The sequence below is a fragment of the Bacillus sp. 2D03 genome (assembly GCF_003946765.1).
GTDB classification, from domain to species: Bacteria; Bacillota; Bacilli; order Bacillales; family Bacillaceae_G; genus Bacillus_A; species Bacillus_A cereus.
In genome coordinates this window covers 84,379-100,822 of the sequence record NZ_RPSJ01000004.1, presented here as the reverse complement: position 1 = coordinate 100,822, position 16,444 = coordinate 84,379, and the positions used below count along the sequence as shown (strand labels likewise).

Here is a 16,444-nt window from a genome sequence, read left to right as displayed (position 1 = left end):
AGCAAGAACTGGATGAGGTATCTTTAAAGGTGTTTGACTGTCTATAGATACCATATTTTATCAAATGTTATTAGCATATCATAAAACGATAAGGGAGAAATCGCCTTCATACCAACCAATCAAAATCTTGAGGTACTATTCTTTATGTTGTAAGGTTCCACTATTATTTTCATCAATTACTCAACGTACTGCTTCGATGTTTTCTGGAGTCATTTTAATAAATCCTTGCTTTTCATGAGATAATACTTTTTGATGAGTCATTTTGTGCATGGCATTGATTATATGACGATTAGAATTGAGGTCAAGTATTACCTCTTCACCTTTAATTCTATCAGTCTGCTTTTCCTTAACTCCTGATTATATTAGCTTCAATAACATATGATCATTCTTAAGAATATCATTGAAATGTACGAATAGATGTTAGTGCAGCAAAATAAATTGTGTTATGATATGAGGAAATATAAAGCTATGTAACGGAGGGAATAACATGCCGCATGTTGTGTTTCGTGGAATTACTACTGAACAATTAAAAAGCATAAGCAAGCCATTAGTAGAAGAACTCGCAGATATCTGTGAGTGTGGTACGGATAATTTCACCTTGGAACTACCAAGTTCTACGTTTGTATTCAATGGAGAAGAAATAGAAGCGTTTCCTCTTATTGAAGTGAAATGGTTCGAGCGTGGACAGGAAATTCGTGATCGATTTGCCAAGGCCATTACTACATATGTAATGGATTTTGGACTTCCAGAAGTAGAGGTTGTATTTACAGTTTTCACAGAATCAGCGTATTATATTAACGGGAAGCATTGTGCAAGTTAGAGCTATTAGAAAGATTTTTATTCCTATAATAAAATATGTTTCATTAAAAACAAGGGCCGGAATTCCGGCTCCTTTTCTATCCTAAAGCTTCATTTTATCTCTCCGTCTCAAAAAACTCAATCCATTCTCCATCAGGACCAGCGAAGAATATGTAACGTGTTCCATCTGGTAATGTTTCAATTTCTTCTCCTAGTAAAAAGGTTACTTTTTGTTTCTTCAGTCTTTCGATCTCATCCTCTAATGAATCCACTTTAAAGCAAATGTGATGTACTTTTCCTTCTGCCGGAAGAGAAGAGTTGTAGCCTTCAATGAGTTCTAGTATCGTTTCTTTTGATTCTTCCACACCTAAAAAAGCGAGTTTTAAGTCTGGATTCGGGTGTCCCATACGTTTCATGAGTTGTAAGCCGACTACTTCTTCATAAAATGAAATAGATGTTTCTAAGTTTGCAACCATAAGTCCGACGTGTTCAATTCTTCTAACTGGCATGTAGATTCCTTCTTTCTGAAAATTATATACAATATGTTATTGAAAATTAAGAAAATAAGCAAGATAAAAACCTTACAAATTTTAGCGTTTTATATGGTATAGTGAGAAAGTATGTTTGGGGAGAAGGAAGGAGATTATACGATGAATACAACTACTCAAACTCCTTCATTATCGGAAACGATGAAAGAGTGGCATTATGCATTAGCATATGAAATTAAACATTGGAAAACGATAGGTGGTAGTAAAATTTCTATCATGAATGGTCGTTTTTTATATACAGATTATGAAAGTACAGTATACGTATTTCAGCTTATTTCGGAAGTAAGCTTACCTGAAGGTTCACCCATTCGAATTGAGTTTGATGGTGAGGAAGCGACAGGAGAAGTATTGTCTGTACATGGATTAGAAATAGAACTGAAATTAAATGATTATATACAAGGTGAAATACGAGAAGCTGTTTTATATAGTGAACCGTGGCAATTGTTAGAGCAACTACAAGAGAGGTTGAAGGAAGCACGTAAAGATAAGCTAAAACGTAATCGTATAAAGCGTCTTGTTGATGGGACGAGCAGTCCGAAACATATTGAGAAGATGAAAAATCCGAAAAATGAATTGGCATATCGTGCGTTTTATAATCCGACAACTTACGTATGGGGACCACCAGGAACAGGGAAGTCTTACAATTTATCACGTATTATTTCGGCTCATTATCAAAAAGGAAAATCGGTACTTGTGTTGGCTCATAGTAATGCGGCAGTAGACGTATTAATGAGTGAAGTAACGAAGCAAATTGAGAAGAAAAAGAAATGGACGCCTGGCGAAATTGTTCGTTACGGTTATAGTCAACATGAACATATACGAAATCATGAAACGTTACTTGCGTCGAAGTTAGTTGAAACAACGAACGGATCTTGGGGTGAGGAAAGACTCTATTTAGAAGAGACGCGACAAGAGCTTCGTGAAAAAATCTTATCGTATAAAGCAACATCTGCTGATAAGAAGCGTATACAAGAGATTGAAAGTGATCTTCGAAAGCAAAAGGCTAAAATTAAAGAAGTAGAAAAAGAATATATTGAAAATGCGAAAGTAATCGGCGCAACTTTATCGAAATGTGCCATTGATTCACTTATTTATGAGCGCACATTTGATTTAGTTGTTGTAGATGAAGTAAGTATGGCATATGTTCCGCAAATTGCATTAGCTGCTTCACTTGGAAAACGTATCGTCGTTTGCGGTGACTTTTTACAGTTACCTCCAATTGCGATGGCAAATCATGAACTCGTTCGCAAATGGCTTGGGGAAGATATGTTTTACCATGCTGGGATTGTTGAGTCTGTTAATAAATCAGAAGCACACCCAAACCTATTTATGTTGCAGGAACAAAGACGTATGCATGCGGATATATCGAAGTTTACGAATTCGTTTATTTATAAAAATAGAGTATACGATCATCCGTCTGTTTCAGAGCGTAAAGAACTTGCGCAATTGCAGCCGTTCGCAAATGAAGCGAGTGTTTTATTTGATACGAGCCAAATGGGAGCTTTTTCGTTAAAAGATGCTGCTTCTGGTTCACGTTTTAACATTATGTCTGGTTTAGTAGCAATGCAAATGATGTTAATCGGATTGTTAGACGGTGTGCAATCAATCGGTATTGTGACACCTTACAGGGCGCAGTCACGCTTTTTATCAACGTGTATTAGAGAAATGTTGCAGAGAACGAAATATCAAAACATACCAGTTTTAGCGGCGACAGTTCATAAGTTCCAAGGTTCTGAAAGAGATATGATGATCTTTGATACGGTTGACAGTTATCCGCAAGAACGACCTGGCGTATTATTCTTTGATCACAAAAACCATCGCCTCGTCAATGTAGCAGTGACAAGGGCGAGAGGGAAGTTCATTCAATTATCAGATTGCCATTATATGCGTAAAAACCTTTCAAGAAAACAAGCGTTATCGCAATTAACAGCTCATATAGAACGTCACGGAGATGTGTATGATCGTACGACATCAAGACAATTGTGGGAACGGAAAATTTCGAAACGTTTACGCTGGTTTATGGAAATGAATCTTGAGGAAACGAAAGGGTTATTGAAAGATATTTTAGTCGCAAAACGAAAAATTATTATTTCACTTCCAAGTACAAAACAAGTGGATAAACGAGTATGGCAAGCGTTAATGCGTACAAATGCGCAAATAACAGTGTATAGTGATGGACCAGTTCCACTGAAAAATGTAAAGTTACAAAGACAAAATAAAGCATTCCCGTTTATCGTAATTGATGATGAAATCTTCTGGGCAGGCGCACCGCTTACATCCCAAATGATGTTTGAAGGTAGTACGGAATTTCCGTACGTATGTGCAAGACTGCAAGCACCTGAGACAATTGGTGTATTAAAAGGATTTTTAGATATTCGGTAAATTCGGATAGGAATTCCTTGACTTTTACTTGGAATGAACTTAGAATAAAAAATAATTTAATATAATTTTATGAAAATTCTTATCACGAGAGGTGGAGGGACTGGCCCTATGATACCTCGGCAGCGGATTCGTTATGAATACTGTGCCAATTCCAGCAAGGTAACTTGAAAGATAAGAAAGAAGCTCATTTTGACTGTATATACAGAAGCCTCTTTCTATCTTTTAGAAAGAGGCTTTTTTATGTGAAAATAAAAGGAGGAAGAAAAATGGGAGCGACAGGAGTAGCGTCACAAAGAAAAACAATTGAAGAGAGTATCGAAAGAAATAAGGAAAAGTACATAGAAACAAGTCATGATATTCATGCGAATCCGGAAATTGGTAACCAAGAGTTTTATGCATCTAGAACGTTAAGTTTATTGCTAGGCAGTGCAGGATTTCAGTTGCAGCACAATATAGCTGGACATGAAACGGGATTTATCGCGCGAAAAAGCTCTGGAAAACAAGGACCTGCAATCGCATTTTTAGCGGAGTACGACGCTTTACCAGGACTAGGTCATGCGTGTGGTCACAATTTAATTGGCACAATTAGCGTTGCAGCAGCAATCGCATTATCAGCAACGCTTGAAGAAATTGGCGGGGAAGTTGTCGTGTTTGGTACGCCAGCAGAAGAAGGCGGGCCAAATGGTAGCGCGAAATCAAGTTATGTAAAGGCAGGTTTATTTAAAGACATTGATGCGGCGCTTATGATTCATCCGAGCGGAAAGACAGCGACAACGAGTCCTTCATTAGCAGTCGATCCACTTGATTTTCATTTTTATGGAAAAACAGCTCATGCTGCAGCTTCGCCAGAAGAAGGGATTAATGCATTAGATGCGGTTATTCAGCTCTATAACGGTATTAACGCACTTCGCCAACAACTTCCGTCAGACGTGAGAATTCATGGGGTCATTACAGAGGGCGGAAAAGCACCTAATATTATTCCTGACTACGCTGCAGCAAGATTCTTCATCCGTGCAGCAACGCGAAAAAGATGCGCGGAAGTAACAGAAAAAGTAAGAAACATTGCACAGGGAGCAGCGTTAGCAACAGGTGCAAAAGTAAAAATCCATCAATTCCAAAATGAAATCGATGAATTACTCGTAACAAAAACATATAACGATATCGTAGCGGAAGAACTAGAACTATTAGGTGAAGATGTAAATCGTAAAGAAAGAGTAGGGATTGGTTCAACCGACGCAGGAAACGTAAGTCAAGTCGTACCGACAATTCATCCGTACATTAAAATCGGACCAGATGATTTAATTGCACATACGAATGAATTTAGAGAAGCAGCACGTTCAGAACTTGGAGATAAAGCATTAATTACATCGGCAAAAGCACTAGCGAATACGGCATATCGATTAATTACGGAAGAAGGGTTGTTAGAGAAGGTGAAGGAGGAGTTTAGAGAAGCGCAGAAGAATCAGGGGTAGATGGTTAAAGGGAGTGGGGGATCCACTCCCTTTCTTTTTTGCGTAACACTGATGCTAAGATTTTTTTGCAGTAAAATCAATATTAGTAGAATTTTTTTAATCAAACTTTTTTCTAAATGAACATAAATACTTGCAATATTTAAATTAGTACTATATAGTTCTAGTTATGACAAAGGTAAAATTAATGAATCAAAGACGTGTGATTGAAGTAGCTGCAACATTATTTTTAGAAAAAGGGTTTGCTTATACAAGTATGGATGAATTAGTACGTGTAAGCAAAGTTTCAAAGTCTAATGTGTATTATCACTTTTCTAATAAGGAAGTATTATTAGAAGGGGTCGTTGATTATTGGATTGAAATGTATCAATCTGCAATTGATGACGTACTTTCTCAGAACCAATTTTTAGTTGAAGATCGTATCCAACTGTTTTTAAAGCAATTATCACAAGGAGTTCAGTCGAGAGAGTATAAGGGGAGCTGTCCATTTATTACTCTTTATATTCAAAGTCCTAAACAGGCCACGCAAATAAAAGAAAAAATAGGTCTTTTTTTTACAGGATTACAAAAGAAAGTTTCTCTATTACTTAAACAAGGGGTAGAGAATGGAGAATTCAGAAATACGATTCATATTGATGAGGTTGCATCACTTTTTATTACAAATCTTGAAGGAGCGTTATTTATTTCAGAAACATTGAAGGATGCAACTGTAATCACGAAAACAGCAGATCATTTTTTTAAATTGCTTCGATAAAAGAAGCATTTTTTTTACATCAAATTAGTACTGAGTAGTACTAAAAAGGGGGATTTTATATGAGAACAGTATTTTTAACTGGTGGAACAGGCTTTATTGGAAAGCAATTAGTGAAAGAATTAGCCAAAGAGGATGTGAAAATTCTTCTTTTAGTCAGGTCGAAAAGTAAAGCAATACGCCTTTTTCAAGAAAGAGGCATCTTAAAAAAGGAAGTTATGCACTTTATTGAAGGTGATTTGACGAAAATAGATTTAGGTCTAAGTGCTGAAGATAAGGAGAGGGTATTGAAAACGGATGTGATTATTCACGCAGGAGGCCCCATGGATATTCAAGCGACAAGTAAAGAGGCAGCTTCCGTATTTTTAAATGGCGCGAAACATATTAGTGAATTAGCTAAAAGTATTCATCAATTGAAGGGCTTGCAACAATTTATTCATGTTGTAGGTTATATGAGTCCCTTTGATGATAAAAATAGCAAGATTGCAATTGATGTGTTTCAAGAAGGAAACAATTATTTGAAAATAAAAAATCCATATGAGAGAACAAAATTTTTAGCAGATCTTTATATCCGTCAGCAGGCATCAGCAGTAGGTTATCCGCTTTCTGTAATTAATCCGCCAACTGTAGTCGGTAGTAGTAAAACAGGGAGTACAGAGCAGATAGCAGGATTAGGTTTGCTTGTGAAGAGTATGCGAAGAGGGCTCATGCCAATGATTCCTGGAGGTAAGGGATATAGGTTACCACTTATTTCAAACGATGGGCTTGCGAAGTTTATTGTGCAGGTTTTCAGATTGGAGCAATCGACTATTCAAACATATACACTTGTTGAAGACAAACCGCACGATCAGAACATGGCTGAATTATTAAGTATTATGTCGGAAAGTATGAATATGAGGGCACCAAAAATCTCGGTCCCAATGCCACTTATGAAAGCAATTATGAATAGTGGAGTAGGTAAAATAACAAAAATTCCTTCTGATGGACTGAATTTTATTACAAAACGAAAATTTTCAAATGTTTCAGCGAAAAAAATTATGGGAGGAGATTGGTTTAAGAAGGCGAGTGTAATGAAATTTTTCCCTGCCGTAGTAGCTGATTTGGATTATCGAATGATGTATCAAAATGGCCAGCATAATCATGTATTTAAACGAACATTATGCGATAGCACTACCCTTTACCAATTACAAGGAGAGGGTAAACCGTTTATTTTATTACATGGTTTATTGAGTGATGGAGAGGATTTATTTCCTTTGGCACAAGAGCTTCATGAAAAAACTGGTCAACCTGTATGGATCTTGGATCTTCCAGGTTTGGGACGTTCTCCTTTTAAACGAGAGAAAAATCTTCTAGCTATCTATTTGAATGTAGTGAAAAAGTTATTGGAGAAAGCTACGAATGGTGCACATCTAATTGGCCATTCATTCGGTGCGTTTATTCTTCTGGAAGCATTGGTACAAGAGTACATAGATGAGAAGTATACAATCACTTTACTTCAGCCACCTGTTGCTAAAAAAAATGCTAAATCGCTAAATGTTCCTCAATTTATAAACAAATGGACATTAAAATTGGCAACTACTAATTTGATAGGGCGTTATTTATTAAGTAATGGTTTGTTTGAAAGTATGGAGAGTATCCCTGAACATTATATTGAAAAAATAAGTAAAAGTTTTACTTCTCCTAGAATTTTAAATACAACGGTTCAGCTTAACAGTTTACTACTGAAAAACGATCAAGATGATTTCAATGAAGTAACAAAGTATAATCTTCACATTATTTGGGGGGAGTATGACAGAGCCTATTCTGCTCCATCGCATCTTGGTAAAGTTGATTTTGTTCCATATGGCCATCATTTTCCTCTTAGCCATCCGAGTGAAACGGCAACATTAGTAATAAAAAATAGTAATACTAGCAGATGAGAGTGTGGGATAAATAAAAAGTGTGTAGTAAGATCGTTGTGTCTTTGAAATAAAATCGTACTGTGTGGGGTCTCGCGAACAAGACGCGAATTTTGCACGCTAAGCAAAAAAACAATAAGCTGCCCACATGGACAGCTTATTTACATTATTCTCGTTATTGGAAGTTATTTTAACTTTTCCTGATCCGAAAGAGTCAATCTTTGTTTTGTTCTTCTAACAGTTGAATAACCTTATCTAATTTTGTGCGACTGAATCTTGCTTTTTACGATTGTTAGTATGACGAATTATACGTATAATGCCCCTAAACATTGCACAGATAATTAATAAAATAATAGCAACTCCTATGGAATAAATAGAGTTTTCCATAAGATAATTTATCAATAATTATTCTTTTTTCTCCGGCTGATAGGAAAGAATAACGACACCTGAACTGGTCGTTCTTGTTTCTATAAGTTTTAATGCTTTTGTATTGTTCTGGTCTTTAAAGAGACGCTTTCCGCTCCCTACGATAACGGGATTGACTATAAAGTGATATTCATCAATGAGGTCATGTTGCATTAATGTTTGTGTAAGATCACTGCTGCCATAGATTAAAAGGTTCTGACCAGGCTGTTCCTTCAGTTTCGATATTTCTTCTACAATATTACCCTTGATAAGATTTGCATTCCATTCGGTTTTTTCCAAAGTTGTTGAAGCAACAAATTTAGGCATGCTGTTCATCTTATCAGCAAAACCCTCTTCATCAGTCATAGAAGGCCAAGCAGCTGCAAAACCTTGATAGGTTACTCGCCCTAGTAGAAGAGCTTCACTTTCAAACAGTAAATCGGATTGAAACTTTGCTACTTCTTCATTGAAATATGGAGCAGTCCAAGCTGGTTCCTCCATGACACCATCTAGTGAGAGGTACATCGATACAATTATTTGTCCCATTTTGTTCTCCTTTAGTTTTAAATTGAGATTTTTACATATTGGTAACACAATTATTAATTCTTCAGCTAGAGAAATTCTCCCTTTTTAATAGTTTCGACAAAATATATTTATGTGTGTTTCGGAATAATCTAATATATATTAATAACTTTGAAATATTGTATAACTTCTAATTTTTATGCATTATTGATTAGAATTGCTTATTGTGCTAACGAATCAGGATAGTGTGGCGACCGACTAAATAGTTGCTTAGCCTCAATTATTAGAAGGGAAGTTCTATCATTTCGCGAATTTATTAGACATAGACGAGTGCTATAATTTTCTATATCTACATAAAGAGGTGACTACGCATGAATCAAAGACCGTCAGAAGAAGAATACGCTGGGAGCTCCGGCGAATATATCCGTTTGGTGCCAGACGGTAACATCATCGACATTTTGCTCGCTCAGGAAAAGCAAATGACCGAGCTCCTGGCATCGTTGACCGAAAGCCAGGCCGCATATCGGTATGCGGAAGGAAAATGGACACTGAAAGAAGTTGTGGGCCACATTACAGACGCGGAACGCGTCATGACCTACCGCCTGCTCCGGTTCGCAAGAGGGGACCAGACTCCGCTGACCGGTTTCGATCAGGAATTGTTCATGCCTCCTTTTGGAAGCTGGACAATCGCGCAACTGGCCGAAGACTACCAGGCCGTCCGGCAATCAACGATCACATTGCTGCGCGGGCTACCGGCTGAGGCGTGGAATCGTAAGGGTACAGCCAACAACCTAAGCATTACGGCGCGCGCCCTCGCGTACGGCATCGCAGGACACGAACTTCATCACATGGGGGTCATCCGAAATCGGTACTTGAGTTAATCGTCGGCTGAGGCCTTTTGAATGGAACTAACACTTAGATACCGTTCTTATTGGGGCCCGCCCCACAACCATCAACTTAAGGATTTAAACTATTTTTATGAATATGCACCAAAAACAAGAGTTATATCGATTTTTCTCATTTTGGGGTATTTGTTTTTCTTAGCTTGATGGGGCACTACTCTATAATGGTCAAATTAAAATTTAAAACAGTTATAGAGACTCCATCGCTGGGAAATATTATAACTATTAAGTTGTAAAAAGAACCGTAGTTTTTCATTGTTGAAAAAGCTATGGTCTTTTTTACTGTAACAAAGATAGGATGCGAGGAAGTTTTTTTGATAAATCAAAAAAACTTGATTAATTAGTTGCATATAGAACCCATCTGCGTATATACTATAAATATCAAAAAAAATTGATGAAGGGAGAGGAAACTACAGTGGCACAAGATTTTAAGTTATATGAGAAAAAGTTTAAAGCGTTGGCTGATCAGAAGCGTTTAGAGATTATGTATGAACTTTGCCAGCGAGGCCAGACTTGTGTATGTGATTTAACAGAGATTTTTGAAATGACGCAATCTAAGTTGTCCTATCATTTAAAGATTTTATTAGACGCAGGTTTAATTGTAAAAGAAACAAAAGGTACGTGGAGTTATTATGATTTAAATGATGCGGAAGTAAATAATTTATTATCAGAAGAATTATGCTGTATCTTTAGAAAAACAGGTAAAGGTAGCTGCTGTTAAAATTTTGAGTAATTAATCAAAAAAAATTGATTAATAATATATAAAGAGGAGGAATAAGGTATGAGATATATTCACGTCGGTATAAACGTTACGAATTTAGAGAAGTCTATTGAATTTTACGAAAAGGTATTTGGTGTATCACCAGTTAAAGTGAAAACAGATTATGCAAAATTTTTATTAGAGACGCCAGGACTTAATTTCACGCTGAACGTGCGAGATGAGGTGAATGGAAATCAAGTAAATCATTTTGGTTTCCAAGTGGATACAGCTGAAGAAATTACATTGCATAAAGAACGATTAGAAAAAGAAGGTTTCTTCGCGCGTGATGAGATGGATACGACTTGTTGCTATGCAGTACAAGATAAGTTTTGGGTAACGGATCCCGATGGGAACGAGTGGGAATTCTTTTATACAAAAGCACAGAGTGATGTTCATAAAATAGAAGAGGCATCTTGTTGCACGACTTCTAACGTAGTAGAAAAAAATTCTTGTTGTTAATAGGAGATGGAAAATAAAATGAAACGTTTATCTTTTCTAGATCGATATTTAACACTATGGATTTTTCTAGCTATGGCTGTTGGGATTGGTTTAGGGTTTGTATTTCCTAGTGTAGTAGATGGACTGAATACATTACAAGTTGGAACAACGTCTATCCCGCTTGCTGTTGGTTTAATTATAATGATGTATCCACCGTTAGCGAAAGTTCGTTACGAGGAAATGGGCCGCGTATTTAAAGATGTAAAAGTATTGGTTTTATCTTTAGTACAAAACTGGATTATTGGACCTGTACTTATGTTTGTTTTAGCAATTATTTTTCTTCCTGATAAACCAGAATACATGGTCGGACTCATTATGATTGGGTTAGCACGGTGTATTGCCATGGTAATCGTTTGGAACGATCTTGCAGATGGGGATAAAGAGTATGCAGCAGGTTTAGTGGCTTTTAACTCAGTATTTCAAATGTTATTCTTCTCCGTTTATGCATACGTGTTTGTAACAGTCATTCCAGAATGGTTAGGGATTGAAGGGGCTATTGTCGATATTACAATGGGAGAAGTAGCGAAATCCGTATTTATCTATTTGGGAATTCCTTTTATAGCAGGCATGTTAACACGTTTTGTACTCATTAAGTTAAAAGGAAGAGAATGGTATGAAAAGGTGTTTATACCGAAGATTAGTCCACTTACATTACTTGCATTATTATTTACAATCATCATTATGTTCTCTTTAAAAGGGGAAATGATTGTTAGCGTACCATTAGATGTAGTAAGAATAGCAATTCCATTACTCATTTATTTTATTGTGATGTTTTTTGTTTCTTTCTTTATGGGAAGAAAAATTGGTGCAAACTATCCGGTGACAACAACGTTAGCATTTACAGCAGGTAGTAATAATTTTGAGTTAGCAATTGCTGTAGCAGTTGGTGTGTTTGGTATTCATTCGGGTGCAGCATTTGCAGCTGTTATTGGGCCGTTAGTGGAAGTACCTGTAATGATTGCACTTGTAAACGTCGCTTTTTGGTTTAAGCGTAAATATTTTAATGATCAACCAGCATAATTTAAAAACAAAGGCGGAAAACAACATGGAAAACAAAAAGACAATCTATTTCTTATGCACAGGAAATTCATGCCGAAGCCAAATGGCAGAAGCATGGGGTAAACAATATTTAGGTGATAAATGGAATGTATATTCTGCAGGAATTGAAGCACATGGAGTAAATCCAAATGCTATTAAAGCGATGAATGAAGTAAATATTGATATAACGAATCAAACATCAGATATAATCGATTCAAATATTTTAAACAACGCTGATTTAGTCGTTACGCTGTGTAGTCATGCAGATTCTGTTTGTCCTTCGACACCTCCGCACGTAAATCGTGTTCATTGGGGATTTGATGATCCAGCAGGAAAAGAGTGGTCTGAATTTCAACGTGTTCGCGATGAAATTGGAGAACGTATAAAGAGATTTTCTGAAACAGGGGAGTAAATAAAGGAAAGAGCCAATCTTCTATCTTATAGGGGATTGGCTCTTTTTTTATTGTACATAGTCATGACTGTATTGGTTCGCATAAATTACCGGAAAATAGAGGGTATTCTATTGAATTGATAAAATTAGAAATCTATTTAATCATGTAGGTGTTCACAAATAATAAATTCATTTAAAAGATAATATAGTTGCTTAGAATTAGAGATGGTATGATGAATAATTACAATATCTTCCTTGTTTTATGTATAATTTAATAAGGGGATTTTTAGATATTGAAATAATGGGTATTATATTAGCGCAAGGGGGAGAATGATGGATAAGTTGTTACAAGAAATAATAAATTGGTTAAGGATGAGCGATGAAAAAATTGTTATTGGTATTTCAGGACATGGTGCAGCTGGAAAAACAACGTTTGCTAATAGACTCGTAAATCTACTAAATCAAAATGAAGTAAATTATATTAATACAGATCCTTACATTGTCAGTTCGGATATCCGTAAGCATGCAGTGATTCACTATACATATCAAAATGAAAATCATCGTTATAAAATGACAGCTTGTCATCCAGCGGCACACCATTTGGCAGCTTTAGAAAGAGATATTCAGATGGTTAGAGCTGGGCTAGATTTTTATACGATAGATACGCATTATATGAAAAGTAAGTTGATTTCTTCGAAAAATAAAGTAACGATTGTGGAGGGAATGAGTGCCGCATTTATTAACCCTGATTTATTTGATTTGAAAATTTATTTTTATACAGATGGCGAAACGGAACTAATGAGAAGATCAAGCCGGGATATAGCTGAAAGGGGAGCGGATATAAGTTATTTAAGGCAGTCTCATGAAGAACGACGGATTCAATATGAAGTATTTATGCATTCGTATAGTCAGCGTTTTGATATCATTATCAAAACTTCTGATGAAACAATATGTTTAGAAAAGAATACATTTGAGTTTTATAAAATTTAAATGAAAATCCTCACTTTGTTAATTACATTATGACGGTTAATTTTTCTTACGGAGTACTTGTATTAAACAAATGTATTATTTAATCAATAATACATTCACTATGAAATATCTAAATTTTAAAAAAAGATTTAGTAGCCTTCTTTCATCTACATAGATAGAAGGCTACTGTAATTTTTGCATGAAAGGAGAATAGAATGAAACACATAATAAAAGACATATTAATAAATTATTTTAAAGAAATTCATTCACTAGCAGTGGAAGAAGAATTGCATAAGGATAGTTGGAATACGGATCTGCATTATAAAATAATGGTAAATGGAAAGCGATATTCCGCAAGATTTATAAATAGCAAGCGAACAATCAATCCAGCCTTTGGGGCGTTATCAAACGAACAACTGATAGAGCAAGTACGGTTTACCTATTATTTACGCGAACATGAAATTCCTTTTATGCAGATAAACAAGAATAGGGCAGGAGAGCCATTTACACTTGTCGCTTGGAATGATGAACAATACCGATTTGTATTGTCTAATTGGATTGAGGGAGAACATATTATGCATTGCACAGAAAATATTGTAGAAGCCTTCGGAAAGGAAGCAAGAAAGATTCATGATATTTCTTGCGAATTTCAAAGCTCGATTTTTCAAAAAATATCTCATTTGGATGGGTATGTTGAGTTTATTAATATGTTAGAAAGTAGGGCAAGCGCATGTAAGGAATTGCGGGAGTATATAGATCTTGCTAAATATCATATAGAGTGCGCATATACGAGTGAACTAGAATTTATCGTACAAACAGATTTAAATCCTTTGAATGTTTTATGGGACTCAAGTCAAAAGGTAAAAGGAATTGTGGATTTTGAATCTATTAGTTATGTTGACCGCATTGAAGGACTAGCCTTTTTAATAAAATGGTATTCTCGAACAGAAGGAGTACAGTCTCATGAGGTGTGTTCGAAGGTTGCTAGTTCATTTTTAGTAGGGTATAAGGCCCATAATATTTTAACACCAAATGATTATAAGAGATTTTCTTCCTTGTTATGGTTATCCGGTAGTTTGAATTGGAATTTTGTGAAGAAAACGCTAGGTGTAATAAGTGATGAGAGGGAATTAGAAGAACATTTGGAAGTTTATAGAGTGAGGGGAGAAAGACTATCTTCATTATTAACTTGTACATAACATGTATTCTCCTAGTCTGGGACTCAAATAAGAAACCATTTTGTTAATTGTACCTGGTGGTGGCTGGAATCATAAAGCAGAGCATGGGGCACGAAAGCAAGCAGAGCTTGGAACTTTGACTAAAATGATTAGCGAGATGCACAATGCAGGAACAATCGTTGCTGGTGTGTGTACAGGAGGTATGCTATTAGCTGCCTCTGGTATATTGAACGGTCGAAAGGCAACGATGCACTATTTGGCACAGGATGAAATGAGTGAATACGGGGCAGAGCTTCTTCATTACAGAATTGCGGATCAAGGGGATGTTATCACTGCAAGAGGAGTCACTTCAGGAGTTGATTTGGGACTTTGGATCACGGAAAGATTCGCAAGCCCTAAAATTGCGGCTGCTGTTGAATACAGAATGGAATATGAGAGGCGAGGTGTTGTTTGGAAGTAATTTGCTTTCTTTTTTATCCTATTTTAAATGGGAGGGGGAGCTGCCCATAAAAGCCCAATTCATATGTACTAATAATCAGTGGGGGTGACAAAACTCCTACTGATTAAAGTTTCATTTTATAATTTTTCACCTTATTAAAAGTAGATTTGTTAGAAAGGATAATCATTTATTGATATAATGAATGGATGCGTGGCAGGAAATAGATAGAAAGATACTGCTAGTAATTTATACTTAAAATGTAGGGAGATTGAACAGAGTTATGGGGACAGAAAAAGAAATTAGTTCCGCTAAATTAATATGGAAGATGACGCGCCCACATACATTAACGGCGACGTTTTCTCCTGTAATTTTAGGAACAGTGGCATCACTTTATATTGCCAAAATTGATTGGCTGTTATTTATTGCGATGATGGTTGCGTGTTTAGCATTGCAAATAGCAACGAACTTATTTAATGAGTACTATGATTTTAAACGTGGATTAGATACCGCTGAATCCGTTGGCATCGGTGGCGGAATTGTCCGTCATGGATTGAAGCCAAAAAATGTGTTAACAGTTGCGCTTTTATTATATGTCGTAGCAGCTTTTATTGGCATTTATATTTGTATGAATAGCAGCTGGTGGTTAGTTGTCATTGGTTTAATTGGGATGGCAGTTGGCTATTTATATACAGGCGGTCCATTACCAATTGCGTACACCCCGTTTGGAGAATTAGTTTCCGGATTGTTAATGGGGACATGTTTTGTACTCATTGCTTTCTTTATTCAAACGAATACGATAACGATTGAAAGTGTATTGATTTCCATTCCAATTGGAATTTTAGTCGGTGCAATCAATATGTCGAATAACATCAGAGATATCGAAGAAGATATTAAAGGTGGAAGAAAGACATTAGTAATCCTCCTTGGGAGAGAGAAAGCTGTGGTAACACTAGCGGTAGCCTTTTTCATTGCGTATTTATGGATTGCCGTAATTGTATTAATGGGTTATATAAGCCCTTGGGCATTAGTTATGTTCCTAGGTTTGAGAAAGCCAATTTCTGCGATTCAAAGTTTCCAAAAAGGGGCAAAGGATCCTGGTTATATGCGCATCGCAATGAAATCAACAGCGATGACAAATACGATTTTTGGCTTCTTATTATCAGCAGGATTATTAATTAGTTATTTGTTTTAAATAAAAAATATGGTTAAATAACTTAACCCCAGTTTCTCAATTTTAATATAGAGAGATTGGGGTTTTTATTTTTGTATTTCTTTAATAATGATTAAACTCTTTTATAAATCTACACTATTTAATAGTTTAGTTGAGATAAAGGTCAGGATGGTTAGAGGAATGATTTTTATATTTGTTTAAGTTTAGTACTTACTGTCATGTAGTATTCCTCCTTGTAAATGTATTTCAAAATATAGAGTGCCTATTTTGAAGTACATTTACAATGTTAGGGTTATGCGAATGAGAAATTTTATAGTTAATCATT

Annotated in this window: 15 protein-coding genes, 3 pseudogenes and 1 riboswitch; of the genes and pseudogenes, 14 read left to right on the top strand and 4 right to left on the bottom strand. The window is 35.9% G+C overall.

Annotated features, from left to right (window positions below):
- Window positions 1–138 precede the first annotated feature (138 nt).
- Window positions 139–357, bottom strand: a pseudogene (locus EBQ15_RS11040) (DUF6241 domain-containing protein); the annotation flags it as partial.
- 130 nt (window positions 358–487) lie between these two features.
- Here EBQ15_RS11040 and EBQ15_RS11035 point away from each other — a divergent pair.
- Window positions 488–820 carry a DUF1904 family protein gene (locus EBQ15_RS11035; RefSeq protein ID WP_001120970.1) on the top strand — a complete coding sequence of 111 codons (333 nt, stop codon included), beginning with the start codon at window positions 488–490 and terminating at the stop codon, window positions 818–820.
- Window positions 821–914: 94 nt separating this feature from the next.
- Here the strand turns inward: EBQ15_RS11035 and EBQ15_RS11030 are convergent, their stop codons facing one another.
- The gene (locus EBQ15_RS11030) at window positions 915–1,307 is read right to left on the bottom strand and encodes a VOC family protein (RefSeq protein ID WP_001145286.1); all 393 of its coding nucleotides are present in this window, start codon (window positions 1,305–1,307) and stop codon (window positions 915–917) included.
- A 111-nt stretch (window positions 1,308–1,418) separates the two neighbouring features.
- Between EBQ15_RS11030 and EBQ15_RS11025 the strand changes: the two genes are divergently transcribed.
- From EBQ15_RS11025 to EBQ15_RS11010, 4 genes are all read left to right on the top strand, one after another.
- A complete protein-coding gene (locus tag EBQ15_RS11025; RefSeq protein ID WP_002000162.1) occupies window positions 1,419–3,728 on the top strand; it encodes an AAA domain-containing protein in 2,310 nt (769 codons plus the stop codon).
- Window positions 3,729–3,804: 76 nt separating this feature from the next.
- A riboswitch (SAM riboswitch) is annotated at window positions 3,805–3,906 on the top strand.
- A gap of 88 nt (window positions 3,907–3,994) precedes the next feature.
- On the top strand, window positions 3,995–5,200 hold the full coding sequence (locus tag EBQ15_RS11020; RefSeq protein WP_000501337.1) for a M20 family metallopeptidase: 1,206 nt from the start codon (window positions 3,995–3,997) through the stop codon (window positions 5,198–5,200).
- Between the two features lie 184 nt (window positions 5,201–5,384).
- Entirely contained in the window at window positions 5,385–5,951 is a 567-nt protein-coding gene (locus EBQ15_RS11015) for a TetR/AcrR family transcriptional regulator (protein ID WP_001076336.1), read from the top strand.
- Window positions 5,952–6,010: 59 nt separating this feature from the next.
- A complete protein-coding gene (locus tag EBQ15_RS11010; RefSeq protein WP_001261147.1) occupies window positions 6,011–7,867 on the top strand; it encodes an alpha/beta fold hydrolase in 1,857 nt (618 codons plus the stop codon).
- A gap of 193 nt (window positions 7,868–8,060) precedes the next feature.
- Here EBQ15_RS11010 and EBQ15_RS11005 read toward each other — a convergent pair.
- Window positions 8,061–8,233, bottom strand: a pseudogene (locus EBQ15_RS11005) (DUF4083 family protein).
- A gap of 18 nt (window positions 8,234–8,251) precedes the next feature.
- Entirely contained in the window at window positions 8,252–8,797 is a 546-nt protein-coding gene (locus tag EBQ15_RS11000; protein WP_000529757.1) for a dihydrofolate reductase family protein, read from the bottom strand.
- Between the two features lie 347 nt (window positions 8,798–9,144).
- On the opposite strand from EBQ15_RS11000, the gene EBQ15_RS10995 reads away from it, so the two are divergent.
- The 9 genes and pseudogenes from EBQ15_RS10995 (at window position 9,145) to menA (ending at window position 16,140) form a co-directional block, all read left to right on the top strand.
- Complete coding sequence (locus EBQ15_RS10995; RefSeq protein ID WP_001076316.1) at window positions 9,145–9,654, top strand: DinB family protein; 510 nt, start codon at window positions 9,145–9,147, stop codon at window positions 9,652–9,654.
- A gap of 415 nt (window positions 9,655–10,069) precedes the next feature.
- The gene (gene arsR / locus EBQ15_RS10990) at window positions 10,070–10,396 is read left to right on the top strand and encodes an arsenical resistance operon transcriptional regulator ArsR (RefSeq protein ID WP_002000155.1); all 327 of its coding nucleotides are present in this window, start codon (window positions 10,070–10,072) and stop codon (window positions 10,394–10,396) included.
- A gap of 60 nt (window positions 10,397–10,456) precedes the next feature.
- Window positions 10,457–10,894 carry an ArsI/CadI family heavy metal resistance metalloenzyme gene (locus EBQ15_RS10985; protein ID WP_001269068.1) on the top strand — a complete coding sequence of 146 codons (438 nt, stop codon included), beginning with the start codon at window positions 10,457–10,459 and terminating at the stop codon, window positions 10,892–10,894.
- An 18-nt stretch (window positions 10,895–10,912) separates the two neighbouring features.
- Window positions 10,913–11,953: an ACR3 family arsenite efflux transporter gene (gene arsB / locus EBQ15_RS10980; protein WP_000826548.1), complete on the top strand. Its 1,041-nt coding sequence runs from the start codon at window positions 10,913–10,915 to the stop codon at window positions 11,951–11,953.
- 25 nt (window positions 11,954–11,978) lie between these two features.
- Window positions 11,979–12,383 (top strand): arsenate reductase (thioredoxin), encoded by a 405-nt coding sequence (gene arsC, locus EBQ15_RS10975; protein ID WP_000428357.1) that lies wholly within the window; start codon window positions 11,979–11,981, stop codon window positions 12,381–12,383.
- 312 nt (window positions 12,384–12,695) lie between these two features.
- Window positions 12,696–13,352, top strand: coding sequence for a uridine kinase family protein (locus EBQ15_RS10970; protein ID WP_000359535.1), 657 nt, complete (start codon window positions 12,696–12,698; stop codon window positions 13,350–13,352).
- A gap of 194 nt (window positions 13,353–13,546) precedes the next feature.
- Entirely contained in the window at window positions 13,547–14,530 is a 984-nt protein-coding gene (locus EBQ15_RS10965) for a phosphotransferase (RefSeq protein ID WP_000680468.1), read from the top strand.
- A gap of 40 nt (window positions 14,531–14,570) precedes the next feature.
- Window positions 14,571–14,969, top strand: a pseudogene (locus EBQ15_RS10960) (DJ-1/PfpI family protein); the annotation flags it as partial.
- 259 nt (window positions 14,970–15,228) lie between these two features.
- On the top strand, window positions 15,229–16,140 hold the full coding sequence (gene menA, locus EBQ15_RS10955) for a 1,4-dihydroxy-2-naphthoate polyprenyltransferase (RefSeq protein WP_000536354.1): 912 nt from the start codon (window positions 15,229–15,231) through the stop codon (window positions 16,138–16,140).
- The last annotated feature ends 304 nt before the right edge of the window (window positions 16,141–16,444 follow it).

Bases quoted from the DNA above. Each gene is read 5' to 3' on its own strand.
- EBQ15_RS11035 (WP_001120970.1), top strand. From the start codon at position 488: ATGCCGCATGTTGTGTTTCGTGGAATTACTACTGAACAATTAAAAAGC.
- EBQ15_RS11030 (WP_001145286.1), bottom strand. From the start codon at position 1,307: ATGCCAGTTAGAAGAATTGAACACGTCGGACTTATGGTTGCAAACTTA.
- EBQ15_RS11025 (WP_002000162.1), top strand. From the start codon at position 1,419: ATGTTTGGGGAGAAGGAAGGAGATTATACGATGAATACAACTACTCAA.
- EBQ15_RS11020 (WP_000501337.1), top strand. From the start codon at position 3,995: ATGGGAGCGACAGGAGTAGCGTCACAAAGAAAAACAATTGAAGAGAGT.
- EBQ15_RS11015 (WP_001076336.1), top strand. From the start codon at position 5,385: ATGAATCAAAGACGTGTGATTGAAGTAGCTGCAACATTATTTTTAGAA.
- EBQ15_RS11010 (WP_001261147.1), top strand. From the start codon at position 6,011: ATGAGAACAGTATTTTTAACTGGTGGAACAGGCTTTATTGGAAAGCAA.
- EBQ15_RS11000 (WP_000529757.1), bottom strand. From the start codon at position 8,797: ATGGGACAAATAATTGTATCGATGTACCTCTCACTAGATGGTGTCATG.
- EBQ15_RS10995 (WP_001076316.1), top strand. From the start codon at position 9,145: ATGAATCAAAGACCGTCAGAAGAAGAATACGCTGGGAGCTCCGGCGAA.
- arsR (WP_002000155.1), top strand. From the start codon at position 10,070: ATGAAGGGAGAGGAAACTACAGTGGCACAAGATTTTAAGTTATATGAG.
- EBQ15_RS10985 (WP_001269068.1), top strand. From the start codon at position 10,457: ATGAGATATATTCACGTCGGTATAAACGTTACGAATTTAGAGAAGTCT.
- arsB (WP_000826548.1), top strand. From the start codon at position 10,913: ATGAAACGTTTATCTTTTCTAGATCGATATTTAACACTATGGATTTTT.
- arsC (WP_000428357.1), top strand. From the start codon at position 11,979: ATGGAAAACAAAAAGACAATCTATTTCTTATGCACAGGAAATTCATGC.
- EBQ15_RS10970 (WP_000359535.1), top strand. From the start codon at position 12,696: ATGGATAAGTTGTTACAAGAAATAATAAATTGGTTAAGGATGAGCGAT.
- EBQ15_RS10965 (WP_000680468.1), top strand. From the start codon at position 13,547: ATGAAACACATAATAAAAGACATATTAATAAATTATTTTAAAGAAATT.
- menA (WP_000536354.1), top strand. From the start codon at position 15,229: ATGGGGACAGAAAAAGAAATTAGTTCCGCTAAATTAATATGGAAGATG.